This is a genomic window from Methanoregula sp., assembly GCF_035543475.1.
Taxonomy (GTDB): domain Archaea; phylum Halobacteriota; class Methanomicrobia; order Methanomicrobiales; family Methanospirillaceae; genus Methanoregula.
Genome location: NZ_DATKKA010000011.1, coordinates 18,252 through 41,827, shown reverse-complemented (window position 1 = coordinate 41,827; position 23,576 = coordinate 18,252). Strand labels below are relative to the sequence as shown.

The window sequence follows — 23,576 nt, the reverse complement described above, 5'->3', positions numbered from 1 at the left end:
CTTTATCTCCACGGAGGCATCTTCTCAGAAGAGTGTATCCTGCCGGGTTGGCTTTTTTATGTGCAGGATCTCCACTGCGGCATCGGCAACCCTGTCACGATACCCGGGGAGGGTATACACTCCAAGGCGCCACTGCTCACGCCGGGTCTGGTTGAGCGTCTGCAGGCGCGGAGAGATCTCGGCAAAACCTACAACCGCATGCCGGTTTTTCACCTGGACATCAAGCGACATCTCCCCGGGGACCGGGGGGATATCCACCAGTACGTCACTGGGCCGGCACCCGGCCGTTTCAGCTATCTCTCCGGCTATCTGCCGCGCCCGTTCAACCGTCCAGCCGGCCTGGAATACCGCGGCATTAACCTGATCCTGCCCGGCATACACGGCCCTTTTATAGAGCCGTCGTTCATAGAGCCGTGCGGCCATCTCCCGCGAAAGGGAACTGGCTGAGTTTTTGAGTGCATGCATGCAATCCCCGTCATCGAGAGTGCAGATCCGCGCAAACCCGCCGTCAGGGCCGGTCTCCATATGATCGAGAACAGCCAGCTGAAACATGCACTCGCCAATCCTGCTGACATGGTGAAAATAGACAGTCGGACGCATCAGCGTCCGTGCGATCAGGAGGGACTCGGCCGCATTGATACCGTTCTCATCGAGTACGATCCCTTCCGGGGCAAGGTGAAGGTTCCGGATGAGCCGATGGGCATCCACGGTCCCATAGGGTGCGCCGGTGTAATACGCATCCCGGAGCAGGTAGTCCATCCGGTCCACGTCAAGATCCCCGTGAATGATCCCGGAAAGGCGGTGGCTGCCCTTTACTACAGCACAGACCTCCGCCGGTTCTATTCCCATCGGGGCCAGAAGGGGCCCGAACTGAGGTTCTACGATCCCGGAGATCTCATCATGGGTCCTGCCGAGCCGCGACTCCATAAGAGGTTCGCTTGCATGGGAGAAGGGGCCGTGACCCACATCGTGGAGAAGGGCGGCAGCCATCACCAGCCGGCGATCCTCATCGGTGAAACCAAACTGCCGGCAGGCTACACCCGCCAGGTGCATCGTCCCCACCGAGTGTTCGAACCGCGTATGGTTGGCCCCCGGGTACACAAGGTACGAGAAGCCGAGCTGACGGACATAGCGAAGGCGCTGGATGGCAGGGGCGTCCAGGAGCGGCTGGAGTGCCTCATCCACCTCCACATAGCCATGAACAGGATCCTTGATGATCTTGGGACTCACGCTAAAGAATCTTCATATACATCGCATAAAAGTATTGAGTAATGATTACGTTCCTTTCCGGGGGGACCGGCACCCCCAAGCTGCTTCGCGGGATGCAGAAGGTGATGGACCGTCATGAGATCTCGGTCGTGGTCAACACAGCAGAAGACATCTGGATCTCCGGTAACCACATGTCACCGGATGTCGATACCGTTATGTACCTCTTTGCCGGGGTGCTCAATACGGACACCTGGTGGGGAATCCGAAACGACACGTTCACCACCCACGAGGAGATCCTCCATATGGGTCTCGGGGAATACATCGCGATCGGGGATCGTGACCGGGCGGTGCACATCGCGCGGGGGAACATGCTCCGGGAAGGGATCCGACTGACAAACGTCACCCGGACGCTCTGCGAGCGCTTTGGCGTCCGCGAGAACGTGCTCCCGATGTCGGATACCGAAGTCACGACACGGGTGAAGACGGAACTGGGCCTGATCCATTACCAGGAATACTGGATCCGGTCCCGAGGACAGATCCAGATCGAGGATGTGGTGCGCTGCTCCAAGACACCCCCGGAAAGCCCGGAGGAGGTCATCCAGGCCATCGAAGCAAGCGATGTGGTGGTTATCGGGCCTTCAAACCCGATCACGAGCATCACGCCGATTCTTGAATGCGGGGGAATCAAAGAGGTTATGGCGGAAAAATATGTGATCGCCGTAAGCCCGTTCATCGGAAATACCCCGGTGAGCGGCCCGGCGGCGGCCCTCATGGAGGCCTCCGGTTTCGAGCCCACATCGGCGGGGACTGCTGCATGCTATAAAGATCTCATCGATCTTTTTATCCACGATATCCGCGATCCAGTCGAAGTAAAAGATGCAATCCGGCTGGATACGCTGATGCCCGGGGAGGAAAAAAGTATTGAATTTGCCGAACAGGTTCTTGCCCTCGCAAAGAGGGCCTGAGCCCTCTGTGCGCATTTTTTTAAAGAGAGAAAGCACCAGCGCAATGTCCCCGCCGCAGGCCATAAGTATTTTAATTGAGTATCATGATAACCTCTCCTGTATAAGGGAGACGGAATGAAGCGGTTTTTTATCATTTCAGCCTTGATTGCCTGCATTCTTATCGCCGGGTGTACAACAAGCCAGACCCAGGGAAAAGGTACTCTCCAGTTTTCAAGTTCACCCGAGGGCGCCCAGATCTATCTCGACAACCAGTATGACGGGACTACCCCCAGTACTCTTTCCGGCGTATCTGCAGGGACTCATACCCTAGAATTCCGTTATCAGGGATACCAGAGCTGGACATCCAATATCACCGTCACTACCGGGACCTCAACCTATTATGCAGCACTCACCCCCATAACCACTCAAACCGTGCAACCCACAACGGCAGCGGTGGCATCGACCACGCAGGCTCCCACGAGCGGGGCCCTGCCAACCATTACCATCCAGGCCGCACAAAAGACGATGATCCTCGGCAACTCTCAGGTGTTTACCGGTAGCTGCACGGGGAGCGATACGGTTATTCTTTACCTCTCCGGCCCGGGCGCGTATACCAACGGGGTACAAATTGCACAGGTGCCGGTCAGCGTGATCAATACCTGGAATTACACGTGGAACCCGGGATATCGGATAATCTCCGGTTCGTACACCATGATCGCTTTGGACAAGACAAAGACGGTCTCGGCAACTGCACCATTCTCCGTAGTTGGAGGAGGAACGGTCAGCATCATTGCAACCCCCATCGCAGTAAGCCAGGGAGGGACTGTCACGTTCTTCGGCCAGTGTTCCACGGGCGCAGGCAGTGTAACCTTGACCCTGTATGGCCCGGGACAGCTTGCCAGCGGGATACAGATTGCAACCCTGTCACTGAATCCGGACAACACCTATTCCTATACGTACACATTCGATATTTCACGGCCGGCTGGTACCTATACGATGACGGTCAACGATCAACAGCACACCGCCTCGGCATCAACAAATGTCCAGGTGAGTGGCTGATACGGTTTATCCTCAATTCTCCCCCCATTTTTTTCCTAAAAACCACCGAGGAGAACGGGTGTTTTTTCATTTGACCGGTTATTTGGTCATCATAGAGGCATCCGATACTTATTTGAGGGATTTTATACAAACACTGAACCCGTGGGAGAAAATCCATGGCGATCATTAAAAAAATTCTGAATATATTCAAGTCCGGGAACCGCGAGGAAGAAGAAGCCCGGCTGCGTGCCCAGAAGGAGCGCTATGAAAATTTCCTTAAGGCACTGACCAGTGGGGATCTCGACACCCGCTGGAACGCTGTTCGTTCGGTTGGGGATCTGGGAGAGCCTTTCATTGAGCCGCTCATCAGTGGTCTCCGCGACGAGTTCTGGATTATCCGAAGGGGTTCTGCCGATACGCTGGGAAAGATCGGGGCACCGGCGGTTGTACCCCTTATCGGGGCGCTTGCAGAGCCGGGTGAGGATGTCCGGCAGGAGACCATCAGGGCGCTCCAGCTGATCGGGGAGCCGGCGGTCAGCCCTCTGATCCACGCCCTCAAGCACAACCATCCGTTTATCCGCCGCGGCGCCGTTCAGGCCATCGGGATCATGGGAGAGGGCCGGGCGGTGCCTAACATCGTTGAGGCCCTCAAGGATGCAGATCCATGGGTCCGCCATGAGGCCGCAGTAGCCCTCGGCAGAATCGGCGACGAGCGCGCAGTGGCACCCCTTATCGAAAGTCTCAACGATCCCCTGGAACATGTGCGGATGGCCGCGATGGCGACGCTCTGCTCGCTGGGCGAGGCTTCAATTGCACCCCTCATCCAGGCAATGGTCGACAAGAACGAGGATGTGTCCCGCCGTGCGGCTCTTGCACTGGTCACCGTCGGAGAACGTTCGGTCGAGCCATTGATCGCTGCGATGGCCAGCCAGAACCCGGGGATCCGGAAAGAGGCAGCATCGGTGCTTGGCCAGATCGGGAACACCAAGGCAATCCCTGTACTCATCGAAGCGCTTTCCGATGGAGACCGGGTAGTCAGGATAGATGTTGTCAAGGCACTTGCAGCACTGGGCGTACCCGCCATTGCCCCGCTGATGCAGGTCTTCCGTGAAGGCGACGTACGTACCCGCACCGGCGCTATGGAGGCGCTCTGGATGCTCGGCCAGCCGGCCACAACACCCCTGATCATGGTTCTCAAGGACGACCAGAGCGATGTGCGCAAACGGGCGGCACTTCTGCTTGGAGAGATTGGCGACCAGAAGGCAGCGGACCATCTCACCGGCCTCTTATCCGACGAGAACGTTTCCGTGAGACGCGAAGCCTTCGAAGCGCTGGAAATGATCAAGAAAAGATCGATTCAATAATCAGTATTCTCCTTTTTTCAGAACCTGAAATATATTCATTCCCTCCCGAGGGACATTCTATCGCTTATGGAAACAAGGCACCGGATACATCCGGATCCCTGCGGTTCTTTGTCAGGAGACCAAAGCAAATTAAGCGGCGCCTCTGCATATAAACCGTTCATGCTCATACGCGACAGTGCGAAATGCCCCCATAACGAAGTCGTTGACCGGTCCCTTCTCTGCGAGCTCCTCCATCCTGATACGACACCCGGGGCAAAAGATCTCAGATGCAGTATAGCCCATGCCGTCGTTTCCGCGGGACGTTCGACCCTGCCCCACAGGCTGAACAAAAGCACCGAAATCTACTATATCCTCGCAGGATCCGGCGTTATGCATATCGGGGAGGATGCCTCACCGGTCCGGCCCGGGGAGATCGTTCTTATCCCGCCCGGCGCGGTCCAGTATATCCAAAACACAGGTGACAGCGACCTGGTCTTTCTCTGTGTAGTCTCACCAAAATGGCAGGCAGCTGATGAAGTGGTGATCCGGTAATATTTCACGAAAACACAAACGATCATGGACAATAACAAAAGGGAATACGTAAAAAAGGAAAAAATCCACACTAGTGTGGAAGATACCTATGGACGCAGAAGAGGGACTGGGCGATACGCTCATATCCAAGAACCGGCTTGAGGCACTGGTCGACGGAGTCTTCGCCTTTGCCATGACCCTGCTCGTGGTGGGCCTGGGCATCCCCTCCATCCCCAAGGCAGAAGCCGCAACCGAATTGCCCGTGTACATCTCGTCCATGTTTCCGCAGTTCCTCAGCTTCCTGATCGCCTTTTTTATCCTGGCCAGTCTCTGGATTGTCCACCACGAACATTTCCATTTTATCCGATCGGTCAATAAGATCGTTCTCTGGCTCAATATCCTGATCCTGATTTTCGTTGTACTGGTCCCGTTCTCCACCAATCTCTCCGGGGCGTATCCGCATGTCCCGATTGCACCCCTCATCTTCCATGCAAACATGCTGATCCTCAGCTCTCTCTTCCTGGTCCACTGGCAGTACATTATCCGGCGCCCCGCACTCCTAACCGGGCCAATCCATCCCGACCGGATCCTGGATGCAGTGATGGACCGGGTCCCCATCATTCTTGCGGCACTCGTCGGGATGGCACTTGTCATCTCCAGCGAGCCGTTCTCCTCCATGTACACGTACCTGATCTTCCCTCTCCTGATGAGAGTCGTGATGTGGTATGTCCACTCCCGGCGGGCTCACACAAGAGCGTAACAGGGATAAATCCGGCGCGTATACGAAAACCCGCTTTTTTTCTCCGGGAATCCGGGGATAAGGCACAACAGCCGAAACCGAAGCATTGGTTCAGAACAGGGTTTTCTGCGAGTGATTCAGGTTAAGGTGCGCGAGGGCGGCAGGGGTGGTCTCCCTGCCCTGTGAAGTACGTTTCACGAACCCGATCTGGATGAGGTACGGTTCATACACCTCTTCGATCGTCCGGACCTCTTCCCCGACAGAGATGGCAATGGTCTTGACACCCACCGGGCCACCGCTGAAATCACCGGCGATAATGGAGATGATGCGACGATCGATATCGTCAAGGCCCAGCGTATCGATCCGGAGCAGGGCAAGGCCGTCCCCGGCGATGTCAGCGGTGATTGTCCCGTCGCCTTTCACCACCGCGTAATCCCGTACCCGGCGCAGGAGCCGGTTTGCGATTCTCGGCGTTCCCCGGCTCCGGGCTGCAATCACCATGGCGCCGTCATCGGTAATGGGGATCTTCAGGATCGCTGCACTCCGTTTTACAATCTCCACAAGATCCTCCGTGGAATACAGGTCCAGGCGCACAATGATCCCGAACCGGTCCCGGAACGGCGAGGAGAGGAGACCCTGCCGGGTCGTGGCCCCGATCAGGGTAAAGTGTTCGAGCGTCAGCTTGATGGAGCGGGCACTGGGCCCCTCACCGATCATGACATCGATGAAGAAGTCCTCCATTGCAGGATACAGGATCTCCTCGACCACCGGGTTCATGCGGTGGATCTCGTCAATGAAGAGGACATCGCCGTTCTGGAGTGCCGTGACAAGTGCGGCAATATCCCCGGGCTTTTCCAGCACCGGGCCGGTGGTTGTCCGGATCGCAGCACCCATCTCCCGTGCTATGATATGGGCAAGGGTGGTCTTCCCCAGGCCCGGGGGCCCGGCAAAGAGAATATGATCGATCGGTTCGCCCCGTTGCTGCGCTGCCGCAATGGCGATCCGGAGCGCATTCTTTACCGGTTCCTGCCCGATGAAGGCATCGAGCGTTGCCGGCCGCAGCGTAATCTCCTCAGTATCGTCTCCAGCAGGTTCCGGGGAGATCACCCGTTCACTCACCGCCGCTCAGCCTCCTTGAGGTACCGGAGCGCTGCCTTGATAATCTCCTGGACCGACGGAGATGACAGCCCCCGGGCTGCGGCTTTGACCGCTTCGTAAGATGCGGACTCGGCAAACCCGAGCGAGACAAGAGCACTGGCTGCATCGCGGAGTGATGTATCCTGTTTCCCGGGCAGGGTCGGCGTCATGGCGCCCTGCACCTTCTTCATCTTGTCCCGGAGTTCGAGGATCAGGCGCTGGGCACTTTTCTGCCCGATCCCGGAGATACGGGTAAGGCTCTTCTCGTCACCGGAAAGGATAGCGAGGACGAAATCCTCAAGGGAGATCTGCGAGAGGATATTGAGTGCTATCTGCGGTCCGATGCCCGAAACGCTGATGAGAACCGTAAAGAGTTCAAGTTCGCTCTCGTGCATAAAGCCATACAGGGTGATCGCATCCTCGCGGACGGCCATGTGGGTATGGAGTTTCACCACGGTGTCTGCGCCAGCGATCTCCCGGATTTCAGGTTCCGGCACGTAGACCCGGTAGCCGATGCCGTTGACCTCCAGCACCACCCATCGGTCACCGGTGGCAACCGGCTTTCCCTCCAGCGACGCGATCATTGTACTATCTCATGACGTGGATATGACATAAGGCAATCGAAAGGGCATCTGCGGCATCATCAGGCTGGGGCACCTCAGAGAGCCGGAGGAGGCGCGTGATCATCTGCTGCACCTGGACCTTATCCGCCCTTCCTGACCCGGTAACGGCCTGCTTCACCTGGTTTGGGGTATACTCGAAGACCGGGATCCCCCGCTGCTCGGCCGCGAGCAAAACGATTCCACGGACCTCGCTTACCCCCATTGCAGAGGTGACATTTTTGGAGAAGAAGAGTTTCTCCACGGCAATACCATCAGGGGGGTAGCGATCAAACAGCGAGGCGAGACCGGTATAGATCTCAAGCAGGCGTTCTCCTGATCGGGTCCGTGCCCGGGTCTCCAGACAGCCGTAACAGACCGGCACCACGCTGCCCCGGTCTCCCCGGAGCACTCCATAACCGAGTCGCGCAAGCCCGGGATCAATGCCAATCACTATCATGGACTCACGGATCACCCAAAGCACGTAGAGGTACGACCGGCAGCAAGAAAAAAGCCTCTGTTCATAAAACTGTACCGCCGGAAAAAGGAGGATAAATTCTATGTAGGGGCAGGATAATATGGAGATATAGAGGTTATTTATGAAGATTGCCAGACCTCCAACCTATTCGTTCCTCATCCTTCTGATCGGGCTGATCCTCATCGACACCCTGCTGGCATGGTTCTCCCTGCTGCTCTCGCACTTCCTCAGTCCCACCCTTCCCACCGGTGTCGCGACGATCTATATCGCCGCTGCATTCATGCTGATCTTTACTCTCTGGTATGGGATGTACGGGGCGATCGCTGCATACATCGGAGGGTTCTTAGGTGCCGGGCTCTTCTCGGGAATGCCAACGACCGTTGCGATCTACTTTTCCCTTGCAGATCTCTGGATGGTACTCGTCCCCCTTGCAGCGTTCCGTATCTTTGACGTGAACGTGGGCATCGAGTCCCGCCGCGACCTGTTCCACCTCATCCTCTTCGGGGCGATCCTCAACAATGTTATCGCCGCGGCGTGGGGTTCGCTCTCGCTCGCAATGGGAGGTGTCACCGGGTGGGGGAACGTGATGGGAGTATTCCTGCCCTGGCTGATAGGAAACGCGATCATCATTGTCATCATCGTACCGCTGGTGCTGCACCGGTTTACCCCAAGCGTCGCAAAATCCAAGGTTTTTGTGAAGAATTACTGGTTTTGACCGGTAATTCCCGATATTTTTCCTGGGCCCGGTGGATCCAGCTGCGATCCCGGGCAACGAAGGCAAACTGAAACGGAGAGAATATGGACGTCAATGGCCCCCAGGTTAGGAAGTATCTCAGGCAGTTTGTCGCAGAGCCGAAAAAGAAGGTCCGGCTGAAAAATTATGATACGGCCTGGGTACCCCGTGAAGAGCTGAAAATCGAGAACGAGGATGAGATACGGGACCAGCTCAGAACTCTCCTCGAAAAAAACCGGATGGAGCTTGCGAAAGCGCAGGAGCTTCTTGCCGCATCCCGGCAGTACAGTATCCTGATCGTGCTCCAGGGCATGGATACCTCGGGAAAAGACGGCACGATCCGGCACGTGATGTCCGGGGTGAACCCGCAGGGCTGTTCGGTCCATTCGTTCAAGGTGCCCGGCGATGAAGAGCATGCGCACGATTTTCTCTGGAGATACGAACGGGTACTCCCCGAGAGAGGAATGATCGGCATCTTCAACCGCTCCTACTACGAGGATGTGCTGGTAGTCCGGGTACATCCCGATCGCATGGAGGAACTCCCTCCGGCAATCGGGTCGGGCGCAGATGGTTTCTGGGAGGGACGGTTTAAGGACATCAATGCCTTTGAAAAGCACCTGGTCCGTAATGGCACGGTCATTCTGAAGTTCTTCCTCCACCTTTCCCGGGACGAGCAGAAGCGCCGGCTGCTGGACCGGCTCAGTCATACAGAAAAATACTGGAAATTTTCCTTTACCGATATTGCAGAGCGGCAGTACTGGGACCAGTACCAGGTGGCGTACGAGGAGATGCTTGCCGCAACCTCGACCACCTATGCCCCGTGGTTCATCGTGCCCGCGGATCATAAGTGGGTGGCCCGTACCGCGGTCGCCGAGGTGATCACCTCGGCCATAGAGGGACTCCATCTCTCCTATCCGGCCTTTTCGGACGAGAGACTCCAGGAGCTGAGCAAGGCAAAGAAGGATTTAGAGCAGGAGTAACGAGGAAGATCCTTTCCTGCCCGGTCTTGGTATAACAAAGATAATATCGTTCCCGCAAGGAGTTTAGATCAGGTGCGGGGGCATGGTACGACAAAAATCTTCCCTAGAGGGGACATATCGACCGGTAAAGCTCGACAAGGCTGGCCTTGCAGCGGTGGCATTCGACCGGTTCAAACACGAATACCCGGCGCTGTTTAAGGAATCAAGCGCATACCAGCTCTCGAGGGCGGCCGCGGATATGGAAGATCATGTCGGGGCCCTGCAGGAGTCGCTTGCCACCGGCCGACCGGCCCTGTTTCTCGATTATGTCCACCATGCCAGCACTTTTTTTGCGTTCCGTCACCTTCCCCCACCGTATATCCCTGATGGTCTCCGCATACTGCGCGAGGTGATCCGAGACCAGCTGGACGGGGATCTCCGGGAGCGCGCAGAAAAGATCCTGGGAACGGGCATTGTGGCGGCACGGAAGATCTCTCCCGAACCTCCCTCCGGCATTGACGACAGCGATCCGCTCTCGGGTACGGCCCATGCGTATCTTGAAGCACTGATCAGGACCGACCGGAACAAAGCAGGAGAGATCCTTACCGCCGCTGCAGATTCCGGCGTCCCGCTCCGGGACCTCTACCTTCGCATTTTTGTCCCGGTGCTCCAGGAAACAGGACGTCTCTGGGAGATCCAGAAACTGAGTGTTGCAGAAGAGCACTACATCACGGCATCGATCGGGGCGGAGATGACACGCCTCCACGACCGGTATATCCCTGGCGGGGTTCGCGGATCGCCGGAGGGGAAGACCGTTCTTGTGGCAGCGGTCGAGGGCGATCTCCATGAGATAGGGATCCGGATGATCGCGGACTTTTTCGAAATGGACGGGTGGAGCACGTATTACATCGGTCCCAACACCCCGGCACTGAGCCTGCTGCGGGCGGCCCGCGAGCGGAATGTCGATCTGATTGTTATTTCCTGTAGTATGCCGCCATTTCTCCCAACGCTCCATTACCTGATCCGCTCCCTGCACGCGGATGCCGGGACTAAAAAGATAAAGATCCTTGTCGGTGGGCATCCGTTTGCGGTGGATCCCCCTCTCTGGAAACAGATCGGGGCGGACGCGTATGCAAAAGATGCGGTCGACGCAGTAGGGACTGCACACCGGTTGATGGGATAGAAACTGGTCGCCACATTCCTCCTTTCTGTGTGACAGGGAACTGTATCCCGCTATTATTCACGGCGATCGGTCAATCTTCTTGGCCGCCCTTTTGCTGTGTGCAGCTCAAGCCCGCCCGGCCGGACATAGGAGAACTCGAGGGCCAAGGTCTGGTCACTGATCCGCGGGCCAAGGCTGCGTTTCCGTTTGGCAAAGGATGTAATGAACTGTTCTTCAACCAGCCGGCGATCCACCGCTTCAGGATCGGCACATTCCAATGCGATCCTTACGGTAACCCGCCCGGTTGCCTCCCCACCCGTGACAAAGGCCTCATATTCACCGGTAAGATACGCCATGTTCCCATCCTGGAAGACTCCCGCCTCGATATCTACCCGGTTTACCGGGGTTTCGAAGATCCACACCGTTTCTGCTTCCCGCTGAGGGTTTTTTATGCGCATGTGCGTCCTGCCGCACGCACAGGGAGAACGGGACAGGACCGTGGTTATATCCTCGGTGTCGTAATTGAGAAGGAGCATCCCGGCCTTTGCCCCTTCCGGGAGCAGGGTGGTAAGGACTGCCCGCCCGGTGCTGCCGTCTGAGATAAAATCCTTCATCTGCGGGTCGTACATGTCGAGGTGGACGAGATCCTCCGGGACATGGAGCCCGGAAACGGCCGTGCACTCCCCGCACATGGTCCCTTCCGTGCTCCCGTAGGTGTTGTACACCGGGCATCCCCAGACCCCGGCAAGATAGGCCCGCGATTCGTCAGCAAAGCTCTCTCCCCCGGCGATTAGGCGGAGGATCGAGGTCTCCCGGGGGTCGATACCTTCCGATTCCAGATGACGGGCGAGGCGGAGAAGTTTGAAGACGCTGCCCACGATCGATGTCGGCCGGTACGAGGTAATCACTCTTGAGGTAAAACTGCATTTCCCGAACGGGATGATGGTCATCCCGATGCGCCGGGCCGCAAGGGTCATGGTATTGGCCCCAACGTTCATCCCATATGAGGCGCAGACGACCACGCGATCTTCCGGTAAAAATCCCTGCGAGACAAAACTGCGGGCATATTTCTCTGCATAGCGCCGCCAGTCATCCCAGGTGAGAAAAAAACTTTTGGGAGTGCCACTTGTCCCGCTGGTCTCCTGAATGGTGAAGACATCACCCCATTTCGCCGAGAGAAAACCGAAGTCCTTTGTTACGGGAGGCTGGTGTTCACGGATGGTCCGCCCGGAGATGACGGGGAGGTGGAGGAGATCCTCATGGATCCGGATTTCGGCCGGATCGATCCCGTTCTCCCGGAACCAGTGCCGGTAGAATGGCGAATGCTCGTTTGCATACGTCACGGTGTACCGTACGCGTTCATCGATCAGGCTGTCGAGGCTGCCCCTGTCCATTGTTTCTATCGCCGCATTCTGGTACCCGGGCATGGTGAATAAGAGAGAATGTGAAAAGAGGAGGCTTATAGGTTATTGTTCCATCTCACCGTAGGACGGGACGATTACGGTGGCGCGTGACGCAGGAAAAAGAGGTTATGGGAGCACTCATGCCCTTGGGGGAAAAGGGGTTGGCCCCAGTTCCCTACGTTCAGAACGATATCGCTTTTACCGATGAGGGCACCAGCCGGTCGAGCAGGAACGAGGGGATCTTCTGGGAGGTTGCCACGGTCAGGTTGAAGTTGTCCCGGGAACCGGATGAACCCAGGTACTGTAGGGTAATCTGGAAATCAGCATTAAAGATCGGGATCCCGAAGATCGAAATGGTGGCATGCCGCGGGCTGATGATACGGGTCTGGCCGATGGCCAGCTGCTCGCGGTTGCCATCCGCATCGGTAATCACCGAACCGTTATAGGTCATCACGGCAATCCGGATGCTGCCGATCGTAACCGCGTTCCCGTCCGGGAGGGAGACCGCATAATGCGTCTGGTACGGGAGCGAGACCCCCGCAGTACCGGTCGTAACCGTCATGGTGTAGGTGAGGACTGCTGCAATGGCAATAACGATGACGAGGCCGGCACCAATGCCGAGCAGGAGCTTTGTCCTGTGGTGTGCGCCACCCTTGCTGCGGCCGGATGCGTGGGGAGAGAGATCGGTCATAGTATCTTATGCTCCGGGACGGGCGATAAACATGAAAGGTGGAACGATTCTTCCCGTAGCCTGAGAATACTATTCTTCTGGTTTGCTGTACCCCGGTTCCTGCGGACGGATCTGTCCCCGGATCTCTGGCCAGCCCATAAAATCCATTACCCTCCCCGTACCATTGTACTAGGATTTTGATGCATATTCCCATACAATCAGTCACTCCAGAGACCGGCCATGCCGAGGTCTGCGGATGGGTCCACGAGGTCAGGGATCTCGGGGGCCTGGCGTTCTTTTTGATCCGCGACCGGACCGGGATCATCCAGGTGACCATCCCGAAAAAGAAAGCATCTGATGCAGTGCTTGCCGCTGCAAAGAAAGTGTCCCGTGAATCCGTGGTCCGGGTTGCCGGGCCGGTCAAGGCCATGGAGAAAGCGCCCGGAGGAAGGGAACTGGTGCCCGAGTCGTTTGAGATCATCAGCCTTGCCGAGACCCCCCTTCCGCTCGATGTTTCGGAAAAGGTAGGGGCAGAGCTCGATACCCGGCTCGACGCACGGTTCCTCGATGTGCGCCGCCCCCGGGTCTCCGCGGTCTTCCAGATCCGCAGTGCCGCATTGCACGCAGCCAACAATTTCTTCCACAAGGAAGGCTTTTTGAGCATCACCACCCCGAAGATCGTTGCCGCGGCAACCGAGGGGGGAACCGAGCTCTTCCCCATCGCCTACTTCGATAAGGAGGCCTTCCTCAACCAGAGCCCGCAGCTCTACAAGCAGATGATGATGGCAGGCGGCTTTGAGAAGGTGTACGAGATCGGGCCGATCTTCCGGGCCGAGGAGCACAACACCACCAAGCACCTCAACGAGGCCACCAGTATCGATATCGAGGTCTCGTATGCCGATCACCACGTGGTCATGAAGATCCTCGAGGACCTGATCGTGAAGGTCTACGAGTACGTGAACCGCTCCTGCAGCGACCAGCTGGCAAACCTTGACTGTACGGACTTTGCCGTGCCCAGGGCCCCCTTCACCCGCCTGCCGTACAGCGAGGCGATCGCGATCGCCCAGAAGACCTGCAGTGAGCCGATCCAGTACGGGGACGACATCTCTGCCGCAGCGGAGCATGCAATCGGTGACGAGATGGGCGGCCACTACTTCATTGTCGACTGGCCCACCGAGATCCGGCCCTACTACGCGATGCCGTACGAGGACGACCCGTCCATCTGCAAGGCCTTCGACCTCATGCACCCGAGAATGGAGCTCTCCAGCGGGGCACAGCGCGTCCACCAGTACGACCTCCTCGTCCAGCAGATCAGAAAGAAGGGGCTGAGCCCCGAGAGCTTCGAGTTCTACCTGCGCCCGTTCCGGTACGGGATGCCGCCCCACGCGGGATGGGGCCTCGGCGCAGAACGGCTGGTCATGACGATGCTGGGGCTCCAGAACGTCCGTGAAGCCGTCCTCTTCCCGCGTGACATGCACCGGCTTGTGCCATGAAAGCGTATTTCGTCAACAAGGTGTTAGCGACAACCGTGGTCGGAAGCTACCCCGTGGTGAAGGGCTCCGGCCTCAGGACTCTTTTTGATCCGTTCAAATCCGCTGTCGAGACGGCGGTTGCCGACCAGGTCAGCGCCGGTATCGATATCATCTCGGACGGGCAGGTCCGGGGCGATATGATCCAGGCATTCTCCGGCAAACTGCCCGGGATCAAGGGGCAGGACGTGGTGGGAAAGATCCAGCCGGCGTCGGGGGCCATCACGGCTGCCGATACGAAGTACGCCCGGACAAAATCGCCGTACGTGAAAGGTATTATCACCGGCCCGTCAACGCTCGCCCACGGCCTGCACATCAGCACGCCGATGTACCGGAACAAGGAGGAGCTGGCGCTTGACCTTGCCGCGGCCCTTGCCGCAGAGGCCCGGTACCTTGAAGCAGCCGGCGCTACGCTCATCCAGATTGACGAACCGATCTTCTCGACCGGGGTTGCCGATCTTGCCGTAGGAAAACAGGCGGTTGAACTGATCACGGGCGCAATAAAAATCCCGACCTGCATGCACGTCTGCGGTGGGCTCGAAAACGTTATCGACGATGTCCTCAGGATCAACGTGCAGGTACTGGACTTCGAGTTCTCCAAGAACCCGGCAAACCTCGCCCTCTTTGGCTCCCGGGACCTCGCGGGCCGGATGATCGGGTACGGCTGCGTTGATTCCACCTCGGAAGCGGTGGAAACAGTCGCAGAGATCAAAAAGCGGATCGAGAAAGGCGTCGAGATCTTCGGGGCAAAATCCATGCTCGTGGATCCCGATTGCGGCCTGCGGATGCGCTCCCGGGAATCCGCGTTCTGGAAACTCAAGAATATGGCAGAAGCGGCCCGGGAAGTGCGGCTCGCGCTGTAAGGGCCGGACCATTTTTTAGGAAAACAGGGCCCCGGCATAAGCACAGGGCCGGGGAGACCGTTTTACCCTCGATAAGTCCGGCCGGTTTTTTTTAAGATCGCACAAAAGGGCGGGGAGTGGCCGGTACTCTAGGTTTTGTCCTGACTGCGAGATGGTGGGGGTCACGCATACCAAAAATGTTTCCGGTACTTTCGCCAGACCGGGATCATATCGTCAGAAAAATGGGGGATAAAATAATGATCCTCCGGCCCGTTTTACAAAAATGGATCGTGTGACCCCCATAAGGGACCTTCCCTTTTACCCGGATTTTGATATGACAGTAGGAAGATTTTAAGAGATGAAAGGGAACGGGAAAACAGGATTGCGATGTAAGACAGGGATACGGGGGTCACAGGGTGTAAAAGTGTACAGCCGGAAATGGGCGGCCCGGCACTTTCTGTTTTCTTAAAGACCCGGAGATCATGAAAACGAGTGGGTATCGCACCTCCTTTGGAGGCGCCCGACCCTCCGGTCCAGAAGAACAGTCTTTTAAAAAAAATTTCCGGGCCCTACACGACTCTTGACGTAGTCGAGGCTTCGATCCCGCGATCCGTAATGATAAAGGGAAGGAGACGCTGGGGAGCGGCGGAATCACGGATCTTGTGCACCGCAAGCGTCCGTTCGATCTCGCTCTGGTGGATCTCGGTCTTGAGCTCAAGGACAATATCTGCCGCACGCATAATCCTGGTCATCTCAACCGGAGTATGGACATTGGTATACACGATAAACATCAGGTTTGCGCCGCGATCCCGCATCATCTCGCGTGCATGCCGGAGGAACTTGAGCGCCGCATCGATCCCGTATTTGATAATAATCATGGACAGGGAGTCAACAACGATCCTGCCACCAATCATCAGGGGAAGGTACATATCGGGGTGGAGCTCGGACACATCCTGCATGCCCGTCTCCACATCCCCGTCATTCATCAGGTAGGTCCCTTCTTCACCTTCTACCTTCCAGAACTGCATCGCCGCCAGATCAACACCGGACAGCGGCGTCCCGTACACCATGATGACCGACCCTCCGGGAAATCCCCCGTCAAGAAGAAGGTTGAGACCCACAATGCCGGTCGACCGCTTCTTCGGTTTGCCGGCTATGGGGATATCAACGATCTGGCTTTTTGTGTCCACGTCGGGATGCTCCGGCTATTATTTTTCATCATTTATTTAAAAAGTTTCCGTAATGTGAAGGGACATTCCCGATGCGATTTTCGCTATTCCTGGTCTGATTCCTGGACTATACGATGGTTTTACCAAACTTTTCCCGCAGGGTCCGGCGCAGGAGTTTCCAGCCATGAACCCGCGGAAGATCGTCCACGATCAGGAGTTTCCGGGGAATCTTGTACCCGGCAAGGTGCGTGCGACAGAACGATTCGAGCTCCTGCTCCGTGAGCACTGCCCCGGCTTTCAGGACCACCGCAGCCACCGGGGATTCGCCCCGGCGCTCATCAGGGATCCCGAAAACAGCTACATCCGCAACGGCAGGATGCTGGACAATAACGTTCTCGACCTCGGTCGGGTAGATCTTCCAGCCCGACATGATAATCATGTCCTTTTTCCGGTCGGTGATGTAGAGGATCCCCTCTGCATCGAGATACCCGATGTCCCCGGTCAGGAACCAGCCGTCTGCCTGAAAGACGGCCGCGGTCGCTTCGGGCAGGTTCCAGTATCCCCGTGCCACGGAGGGTCCGCGCAGGGCGATCTCCCCGGTCTGACCGGCGGCAAGTTCTTTTCCCGGATCATCTGCGTCCACGATCCTGACCTCCGTGTACCCGACCGCAACGCCAACGCTCTGGTAGTTCCGGGTGAGGGCGGGGTATTCAGGCAGAGTGGTGGTCCCCGAACCGATCACGATCGTCTCGGAGAGCCCGTAGGAATTTGCAACCGGGATGTGGAAACGCCGGTCGAATGCCTCCCATACCGACGGGAGCAACTGCCCCCCGCCGGATATAATGACCCGGGCGGTGGAGAGTGCCTCCCCGGTCCCCGGCTCGCCGTGGACAAGCGTGTGGATGACCGGGGGCATACCGGCAAGGACCGTCACCTTGTACCGCTCGGCGAGTGTAAGATAGTCCGTGGGGTTGAAGCGCTCCATCATTACAAATGTCCCACCCGCCCGCAGGACCGCAAGCCCCCAGGACAACCCAACATGCCCCATCGGATAGATCCCGAGGTAGACATCGTCCGGCCGGAGCCGGAGCGCTTCACGCTCTGCATCGAGCGCGGTCATCCAGTTGCCATGGGTGAGCATTGCCCCCTTGGGTTTCCCGGTGGTACCGGCCGTGTACTGGATATGGCAGAGATCGTCCATTCCGCAATTTTCAGCCCGCAGGGATGCCGGGGTCGGGGGGAACGATGACCAGACAACAAAACCGGACCCTCCGGGCTCCTGGTCCGGTTCGGTAACGCAGATGACATACGCGAGGGACGGGGTATTCTTCCGGACTTCGGCAACAACCCTGACGCCCTGCGTATCCGTAATGATCGCCCGGGCCCCGGCATCGCTGACCACATGGAGCAGTTCGTCTGCCTGGTACACGATGTTTGTCGGGACGGCAACTGCGCCGATCCGCCAGATGGCAAAGTAGCTGATCAGATATTCCGGGGAGCTGTCCAGATAGATACAGACCCGGTCGCCTTTCCTGATGCCAAGACCGGCAAGGCCGGCCCCGATACGGTTCATCTCGTCGCGGAGTTCCCGGTAGCTGTAGGTCCTGTTCCGCGAAGGACAGACAAGTGCCGCTTTGGCTTCGGGGACACTTCTTGCCTCAAGGAGCGTGGTAACATTGGACATGACCGTGGAGAGATCTGATGATACGCGTGAGACTTTGAGGTATTTAGGTGTTCATTTTATCTTCCTCAGGGGGAGAGAGGGGGCCAAAAAAGAGGGCTGCCGACCACAAATTTTGTAATACTGTGCACCGAATGTAATCGTACGGGATGCGTGCGGACATGGCGGATATCCGGAATTTTGTCGGTTTTGCCCAGAACGAGACACTGGTCAAAGAGTACGACGGGCTGAGGATGTATTACCCGGTAAGGGCAAAGATCGGCATTGCTGCCACCAGCAAACGCCTTATTGTGTACTCCAATGTGAGGAGTTTCTTTGACCCGCGAGCGGAATCGCTCTACCAGCAGGTGAATCTGGCCGATATCAAGGGGATTGGGGTGGTGCAGTCAAGGAGATACCGGCCCGCCCCGGTTGCCCTGGGAGCACTCCTCCTCATCGCGGGGATTCTTGTCGCCGCCATCGGCCTGATTGGCGGAAACCTGATCTTTGAAGCGGCAGGGATCGGCTGCGTCATCACCGGCATCATCCTGATCCTTGCAGGGGTTCTCTGGAGACAGAACCTGTTCCGGTTCGAGATCTGGGGGACTGCATGGACTCTCTCTGTCGGGGAGTTTGAAAACGTCCGGCCTTTTGTCATTCCCGGCCCCGACCTGCTCAAGGTAGTTGAGGAACTGGGCGCACTCGTCATTGAGATCCAGGAGGGCACGCTTTACACCGGAGAATAGCCGCTCCGGGTGCGTTATGATAACAGACCCCGGAAATAACAAGTTATTTCTGTCTCCCGAACCCGTATGATAACTGATACCTATGGCTGAGGAGACGCATCCGGAACAACCGCCCCAACAGCACCATGACCGGCGATCCTATTACCGTCACCGGCAGGACCCCCCTTCCGCACAGTCCCGCCCGGCACAGGAACCACGACCGCCGCAGGCACCAGCGGGTGATAATCTTGATGCGGCAGAGGACGAGGAAGAACGTGCGGAGTCGTCCCGGCACCGATCACATGGCGGTGGCGGCCATCGTCGCGGCGGCAAACCACCCAAGAAAGTGTACGAAGAGTTCATCAACGACCCGTACTGCGAATAACTTTTTTCAAAATAATTTTTAACGGGCCAACGATCAACGGCCCATTTTTGTTTTTTTACGGGAAGTTTCTGATGACCTTCTCCCGGATCGCTTCCTTGGGATACGCACCAACTACCCGGTCCACGATCTTTCCATGTGAAAAGAAGACAATGTTCGGGATCGCGGATATGTTGAGCTCCATCGCCAGCTGCTGGTTCTCGTCCGTATTGCACTTCCCGAACGTCACTTTCCCGGCAAATTCCTGCGCGAGCTCCTCGATGGCAGGCCCGACCCGCCGGCAGGGCCCGCACCACTCTGCCCAGAAATCGATAACCAGGGCCGGGTGTGCCTTGAGGAGCTCGCTGATATGCAGCTGGTCGACCGGGATCAAACTGCCTGCCACCTGACGGTGTTCCATCTTCTCCTTGAGTGCCGCCCTGCGCTTCTCGCGGATCTCATCAAGCTCGTGATCGTCCATAGCTGTGAATAGGGCAGCACTGATAATTGAAATTAACGAACAGGACAACCGGGTGCCCCGTGAGTAAAGTATATCTGCGCCCGTCGTCTATATTATAACCCTGATTATAGGAAGCGAGGTAGGGTAGTCAGGATATCCCGACGGGCTCATAACCCGTAGATCGATGGTTCAAATCCATCCCTCGCTACTGTTCTTTTGTCGTTGTTTCTGCTGCACGCACGAGCGCCGGCTTTCCTGTGTTACACCGCCCTTTTACGCCACGTGGCCGGGGAAGAGCACAAAGAGGCCCAGCAGCGCAACCAGGAAGACAAGGATACAGCCCGGGATTTTCATACGGACTCACCGGTATTCCCGTAGGATCGGGCGGGTATATACCCACCTTCTTTCTGGAAAAGTTGTGGGGATTTTTTTCCCGGGGGCCATACTGCGGGGCTGGTCAGACCTTCCGCGCCACGGTGACGACAAATGTCCGGTTTTTGTAGACTACGTCCACATCCGAAAAACCGGCTTCACAGAGCCACACAAGCTGGGTGGAAAGTTTCTCGTTCTTATCGAGCGTATCCCGGCGCTGCAGGATCCCGGCATGCTCGTTCGCAGAAAGCGGACCGCTCGCGAGGAAATCATTCCAGTGATCGAGGTACCGCTGCGTGAAGTACGGCGTCTCCCCTTCTGCCTGATCGGCGTTGATAAAGAGCCCGCCGGGTGCGAGAGCCTGGTACACCCTCCTGAACAACCGGCACTTGTCGCCGGGTTCAAGGTGGTGGATCGAGAGGGCGGAACAGACAAGATCGTAGGGCCCGCCCAGATCCACTTGTGCATAATCCCCGGCCCGGAACCAGATATTCTTCCGGCCGGAAAAGCGTTCCCGGGCAACGGCAAGCATATTTTCCGAGATATCGAGCAGGGTGATGGTCGCGGCAGGATATTTTTCCAGGAGGAGTGCGGAGAGCAGCCCGGTTCCTGCCCCGATATCGAGAATGGCAGGGGCTGATGTCGTGCTCTCCGCGGCCCAGATCGCGGCATCGTAATAGTTCCGCATGTCAGGGATAATGGACTCACGCTGTGCATCGTATTCCGCGGCTACCGCATCAAAGGCCTTCCTGATATAATCCATGATTTCTCCATCCCGCCCGATCCGCACGCACGAACGGCTGCTATAACCGGGTTGTGCCGGAACAGGCAAAAAGTACAGCGGTGCACAGGACAACGGACTGAAAAAAGAGAACGGAGGAACGGTATTATGTGGTCTCTGCTTCGAACGATTCGAGCCTGGACTGGAAGGTCCCGTCAATGAAATTCACCTGGCGGGGATTTGCGGTCTCACCATCGATGGAAAGCGGGTAGCAGCCGGTAAGACAGCCGGTGCAGAGATCGTCGCGGTCAAACCCGATCGCCTTCACGAGTGCATCGAGCGAGATATGGTGGAGGGAAGTAGCGGTGATCGAGCGCCGGACCTCGTCCTCCATTTTGTCACTTGCAATCAGCTCCTGTCGCGTCGGCATGTCGACGCCCAGGTAACAGGGTGCCTTGATCGCGGGCGACCCGATCCGCATATGTACTTCACGCGCCCCGGCATCCCGCATCATCTCGATGATCCGCTTCGAGGTCGTCCCCCGCACGATGCTGTCGTCCACAAGGACCACCGATTTCCCTTTCAGGTGGGCCGGTATAGGGTTGAGTTTGATCCGGACTGCCCGCTCGCGCTCCTTCTGCGTGGGCATGATGAAGGTCCGGCCCATGTACCGGTTCTTCATGAGGCTCTCGACGAACGGGACCCGGGAGCGTTCGGCATACCCGATCGCGTACGCGGTCCCGGAATCCGGCACCGAACAGACCGAATCTGCCGCCACCGGTGCCTCTTCGTGGAGTTTCTGGCCGATCGTGCGTCGCACATCATAGACAAGCACCCCGTCGATGATCGCGTCCGCCCGGGCAAAATAGATGTATTCAAAGATGCAGTGGGCGCGCCGGCCGGCCACCGCAATCTGCGTGCACTTTACCCCTTCGCCATCCATCCGGATCAGTTCGCCGGGTTTGATATCGCGGAGGAATTTTCCTCCCAGCGCATCGATCGCCACGCTCTCGGACGCCACGATATACCCGTTCTCGATCTTTCCCAGGCAGAACGGCTTGATACCGAGCGGATCGCGGAAGGCATAGATGACCCCGTCGATCATGATCACGACCGAGTACGAGCCCTGCATCCGTTTCATGCAGACATGGACCGCATCCTCCACGCAGCCCGAGGCGGTTATCTCTTCGATGAGGATCTTCGCGATGATCTCCGTGTCGGTTGTTGTCGTAAACATCTGGCCGGCCTGCTCGTACTCCCGACGGAGTTCGCAGGTATTGACCAGGTTCCCGTTGTGGGCGACCGAGATAAAATGGTCCTGGAACTGGAAATTGAGGGGCTGGATATTCTCCGGCAGGTTTGCACCGGTTGTCGGGTACCGCACATGGCCGATCCCGGCGGTGCCCTTTAAATCTTTTAAAACAGCAGGGGAAAAAACGTCGGCGACAAGACCCTGCCCCTTGAACTTACGGAGACTTGTCCCGTCATACGTGGATATTCCGGCGCTCTCCTGGCCACGGTGCTGGAGTGCATACATGGCATAATAGAGCTGGATGGATACACCGCCAGCATCGACGATGCCAACGATACCACACATGGTACGGCCCGCTTAATGCGTCGGAGTTTTTGGTCTCTTGGTGTCCCACTTGAAGCTCTGCATCTTGGTGCTTCTTCCAAACCCGCAGGAAGAGCAGACTTTTTTCTGGGCGTGGAACGAGATCCTGCCACAGCGCCGGCAGGCGATGTGGGTCATCTTGTTCATCTTACCCATGGACGGAGTGCCTTTTGACATGTTATTTCACCTTAGGATTCCAGCGATGGTGAGATATAGATCACGTTGTCCCCACGGACGATAAGCGTGCCTACCTTGACAACCTGCCCGTTCTCTGTTTCCTCGGCCTTATCAAGGACGAGGTTCATGTGAACATCGTATCCCTGAAGAACTCCCCGGATCTCTCTTCCTCCCTTGAGGGAGACGATAACGGGCTGGCGGTTGAGCACCAGATCCAAAATATCCAACGGTCTCTTGGTCATACTTATCCCTGTATTACCATCGCTCTGGAGTAATATATGTGCGTGAGCACTCTACTTAAACATAGCGTACACCTGCACGTGCCTGATAGGTTTTCTGCCTTCCGTACCGGGAGGCACAGACTCTGTACCCGGTGATACGAAAACACACCACGTACCCATTGGCCGGGAAAAATATTAGCCATTACCCGGGAGATGGTAGATAGGACAATGAAAAAAATCGTAGTAAAAAAACGGCATTCGATCCGAAAAAGCCAGGCGCAGGATTTGCTCGAGCGACTTGCGCTCCAGATTGGACCCTCCGCAGCGCTTTTCCATGCAGATATGATCGAGATCCTGGAAACCAACGCGGATGTCGCCCTTTACCTCGTGAACAAAAAACCCCTGCTGATGGACGCGGGGAAGTGGGTCTTCCCCACGCTGAAAGGCGCTGTGCAGTGCCCGATCCCTGAGCGGCAGATAGCAGTCGATGCCGGGGCGATCCCGTACGTAGTGAACGGGGCAGACGTCATGCGGCCGGGCATTGTCGCAGTCAGCGATGACATCATTGCAGGAGGCCCGGTCCAGATCGTGGACGAGCGGCACAAGAAGCCCCTTGCTATCGGAGTGGCGCTCTTGGACGGGCCGGCCATCCGGGCGAGCGCACAGGGAAAGATGTGCAAAAATTTCCACCATGTCGGCGATGAACTCTGGAATCTTGAACTGTAACATTTCTGAAATGAAAAACGCTGATGAAAAAAAGGGCCATTTCCGCCTTTTAC

At 57.2% G+C, this 23,576-nt stretch carries 26 protein-coding genes and 1 tRNA gene; 14 read left to right on the top strand and 13 right to left on the bottom strand.

Translation table 11 applies throughout. The features are described 5' to 3' along the window. Positions 1–24: 24 nt before the first annotated feature. On the bottom strand, positions 25–1,230 hold the full coding sequence (locus VMS83_RS04765; RefSeq protein ID WP_325410385.1) for an HD domain-containing protein: 1,206 nt from the start codon (positions 1,228–1,230) through the stop codon (positions 25–27). A gap of 41 nt (positions 1,231–1,271) precedes the next feature. Between VMS83_RS04765 and cofD the strand changes: the two genes are divergently transcribed. From cofD to VMS83_RS04740, 5 genes are all read left to right on the top strand, one after another. After that, positions 1,272–2,174 (top strand): 2-phospho-L-lactate transferase, encoded by a 903-nt coding sequence (cofD, locus tag VMS83_RS04760; protein ID WP_325410383.1) that lies wholly within the window; start codon positions 1,272–1,274, stop codon positions 2,172–2,174. A gap of 114 nt (positions 2,175–2,288) precedes the next feature. Beyond that, the gene (locus tag VMS83_RS04755) at positions 2,289–3,212 is read left to right on the top strand and encodes a PEGA domain-containing protein (protein ID WP_325410381.1); all 924 of its coding nucleotides are present in this window, start codon (positions 2,289–2,291) and stop codon (positions 3,210–3,212) included. A 155-nt stretch (positions 3,213–3,367) separates the two neighbouring features. Beyond that, positions 3,368–4,555, top strand: coding sequence for a HEAT repeat domain-containing protein (locus VMS83_RS04750; RefSeq protein ID WP_325410379.1), 1,188 nt, complete (start codon positions 3,368–3,370; stop codon positions 4,553–4,555). 159 nt (positions 4,556–4,714) lie between these two features. After that, entirely contained in the window at positions 4,715–5,086 is a 372-nt protein-coding gene (locus VMS83_RS04745; RefSeq protein WP_325410377.1) for a cupin domain-containing protein, read from the top strand. Between the two features lie 88 nt (positions 5,087–5,174). Then, entirely contained in the window at positions 5,175–5,825 is a 651-nt protein-coding gene (locus VMS83_RS04740) for a TMEM175 family protein (RefSeq protein ID WP_325410375.1), read from the top strand. Positions 5,826–5,915: 90 nt separating this feature from the next. On the opposite strand, the gene ruvB is transcribed toward VMS83_RS04740, so the two are convergent. The 3 genes from ruvB to ruvC are packed head-to-tail and all read right to left on the bottom strand — an operon-like array spanning position 5,916 to position 8,024. Continuing rightward, a complete protein-coding gene (ruvB, locus tag VMS83_RS04735; RefSeq protein WP_325410373.1) occupies positions 5,916–6,923 on the bottom strand; it encodes a Holliday junction branch migration DNA helicase RuvB in 1,008 nt (335 codons plus the stop codon). Further along, on the bottom strand, positions 6,920–7,525 hold the full coding sequence (gene ruvA, locus VMS83_RS04730; RefSeq protein WP_325410371.1) for a Holliday junction branch migration protein RuvA: 606 nt from the start codon (positions 7,523–7,525) through the stop codon (positions 6,920–6,922). The genes ruvB and ruvA overlap by 4 nt, the downstream gene beginning before the upstream one ends. A 4-nt stretch (positions 7,526–7,529) precedes the next feature. Next, complete coding sequence (ruvC, locus tag VMS83_RS04725) at positions 7,530–8,024, bottom strand: crossover junction endodeoxyribonuclease RuvC (RefSeq protein WP_325410369.1); 495 nt, start codon at positions 8,022–8,024, stop codon at positions 7,530–7,532. Between the two features lie 115 nt (positions 8,025–8,139). Between ruvC and VMS83_RS04720 the strand changes: the two genes are divergently transcribed. The 3 genes from VMS83_RS04720 to VMS83_RS04710 all read left to right on the top strand — a co-directional run bounded on the left by VMS83_RS04720 (position 8,140) and on the right by VMS83_RS04710 (position 10,893). Next, positions 8,140–8,733, top strand: coding sequence for a hypothetical protein (locus VMS83_RS04720; protein WP_325410367.1), 594 nt, complete (start codon positions 8,140–8,142; stop codon positions 8,731–8,733). A gap of 83 nt (positions 8,734–8,816) precedes the next feature. Next, positions 8,817–9,731, top strand: a complete 915-nt coding sequence (locus VMS83_RS04715) for a polyphosphate kinase 2 family protein (protein WP_325410365.1) — start codon at positions 8,817–8,819, stop codon at positions 9,729–9,731. Between the two features lie 82 nt (positions 9,732–9,813). Beyond that, positions 9,814–10,893 carry a cobalamin B12-binding domain-containing protein gene (locus VMS83_RS04710; protein ID WP_325410363.1) on the top strand — a complete coding sequence of 360 codons (1,080 nt, stop codon included), beginning with the start codon at positions 9,814–9,816 and terminating at the stop codon, positions 10,891–10,893. 53 nt (positions 10,894–10,946) lie between these two features. On the opposite strand, the gene ftsA is transcribed toward VMS83_RS04710, so the two are convergent. Next, positions 10,947–12,299 (bottom strand): coenzyme F390 synthetase, encoded by a 1,353-nt coding sequence (gene ftsA / locus VMS83_RS04705; RefSeq protein ID WP_325410361.1) that lies wholly within the window; start codon positions 12,297–12,299, stop codon positions 10,947–10,949. Between the two features lie 157 nt (positions 12,300–12,456). Next, on the bottom strand, positions 12,457–12,966 hold the full coding sequence (locus tag VMS83_RS04700; protein WP_325410359.1) for a hypothetical protein: 510 nt from the start codon (positions 12,964–12,966) through the stop codon (positions 12,457–12,459). 179 nt (positions 12,967–13,145) lie between these two features. Here VMS83_RS04700 and aspS point away from each other — a divergent pair, with 179 nt between their 5' ends. Next, on the top strand, positions 13,146–14,438 hold the full coding sequence (gene aspS / locus VMS83_RS04695; RefSeq protein WP_325410357.1) for an aspartate--tRNA(Asn) ligase: 1,293 nt from the start codon (positions 13,146–13,148) through the stop codon (positions 14,436–14,438). After that, positions 14,435–15,337, top strand: coding sequence for a methionine synthase (locus tag VMS83_RS04690; protein ID WP_325410355.1), 903 nt, complete (start codon positions 14,435–14,437; stop codon positions 15,335–15,337). The genes aspS and VMS83_RS04690 overlap by 4 nt, the downstream gene beginning before the upstream one ends. A gap of 548 nt (positions 15,338–15,885) precedes the next feature. On the opposite strand, the gene VMS83_RS04685 is transcribed toward VMS83_RS04690, so the two are convergent. Then, on the bottom strand, positions 15,886–16,506 hold the full coding sequence (locus VMS83_RS04685; protein WP_325410353.1) for an RAD55 family ATPase: 621 nt from the start codon (positions 16,504–16,506) through the stop codon (positions 15,886–15,888). Positions 16,507–16,612: 106 nt separating this feature from the next. Continuing rightward, the gene (locus VMS83_RS04680; protein WP_325410351.1) at positions 16,613–18,169 is read right to left on the bottom strand and encodes a class I adenylate-forming enzyme family protein; all 1,557 of its coding nucleotides are present in this window, start codon (positions 18,167–18,169) and stop codon (positions 16,613–16,615) included. Positions 18,170–18,327: 158 nt separating this feature from the next. On the opposite strand from VMS83_RS04680, the gene VMS83_RS04675 reads away from it, so the two are divergent. Both VMS83_RS04675 and VMS83_RS04670 read left to right on the top strand, forming a co-directional pair. After that, a complete protein-coding gene (locus VMS83_RS04675; RefSeq protein ID WP_325410348.1) occupies positions 18,328–18,891 on the top strand; it encodes a hypothetical protein in 564 nt (187 codons plus the stop codon). An 82-nt stretch (positions 18,892–18,973) separates the two neighbouring features. Further along, on the top strand, positions 18,974–19,255 hold the full coding sequence (locus tag VMS83_RS04670; protein ID WP_325410346.1) for a hypothetical protein: 282 nt from the start codon (positions 18,974–18,976) through the stop codon (positions 19,253–19,255). A gap of 55 nt (positions 19,256–19,310) precedes the next feature. Here the strand turns inward: VMS83_RS04670 and trxA are convergent, their stop codons facing one another. Then, positions 19,311–19,712 (bottom strand): thioredoxin, encoded by a 402-nt coding sequence (gene trxA, locus VMS83_RS04665; protein ID WP_325410344.1) that lies wholly within the window; start codon positions 19,710–19,712, stop codon positions 19,311–19,313. A gap of 112 nt (positions 19,713–19,824) precedes the next feature. On the opposite strand from trxA, the gene VMS83_RS04660 reads away from it, so the two are divergent. Beyond that, positions 19,825–19,899 (top strand) — tRNA-Met (locus tag VMS83_RS04660). A 249-nt stretch (positions 19,900–20,148) separates the two neighbouring features. Here the strand turns inward: VMS83_RS04660 and VMS83_RS04655 are convergent. The 4 genes from VMS83_RS04655 to VMS83_RS04640 all read right to left on the bottom strand — a co-directional run bounded on the left by VMS83_RS04655 (position 20,149) and on the right by VMS83_RS04640 (position 22,818). Further along, complete coding sequence (locus VMS83_RS04655; protein WP_325410343.1) at positions 20,149–20,826, bottom strand: class I SAM-dependent methyltransferase; 678 nt, start codon at positions 20,824–20,826, stop codon at positions 20,149–20,151. 124 nt (positions 20,827–20,950) lie between these two features. Then, entirely contained in the window at positions 20,951–22,381 is a 1,431-nt protein-coding gene (gene purF / locus VMS83_RS04650) for an amidophosphoribosyltransferase (RefSeq protein WP_325410342.1), read from the bottom strand. Between the two features lie 12 nt (positions 22,382–22,393). Continuing rightward, positions 22,394–22,576: a 50S ribosomal protein L37e gene (locus VMS83_RS04645; protein ID WP_011991106.1), complete on the bottom strand. Its 183-nt coding sequence runs from the start codon at positions 22,574–22,576 to the stop codon at positions 22,394–22,396. Positions 22,577–22,587: 11 nt separating this feature from the next. Beyond that, complete coding sequence (locus VMS83_RS04640) at positions 22,588–22,818, bottom strand: LSM domain-containing protein (protein ID WP_011991105.1); 231 nt, start codon at positions 22,816–22,818, stop codon at positions 22,588–22,590. A gap of 192 nt (positions 22,819–23,010) precedes the next feature. On the opposite strand from VMS83_RS04640, the gene VMS83_RS04635 reads away from it, so the two are divergent. Beyond that, complete coding sequence (locus VMS83_RS04635) at positions 23,011–23,523, top strand: RNA-binding protein (protein ID WP_325410341.1); 513 nt, start codon at positions 23,011–23,013, stop codon at positions 23,521–23,523. Positions 23,524–23,576 lie beyond the last annotated feature (53 nt).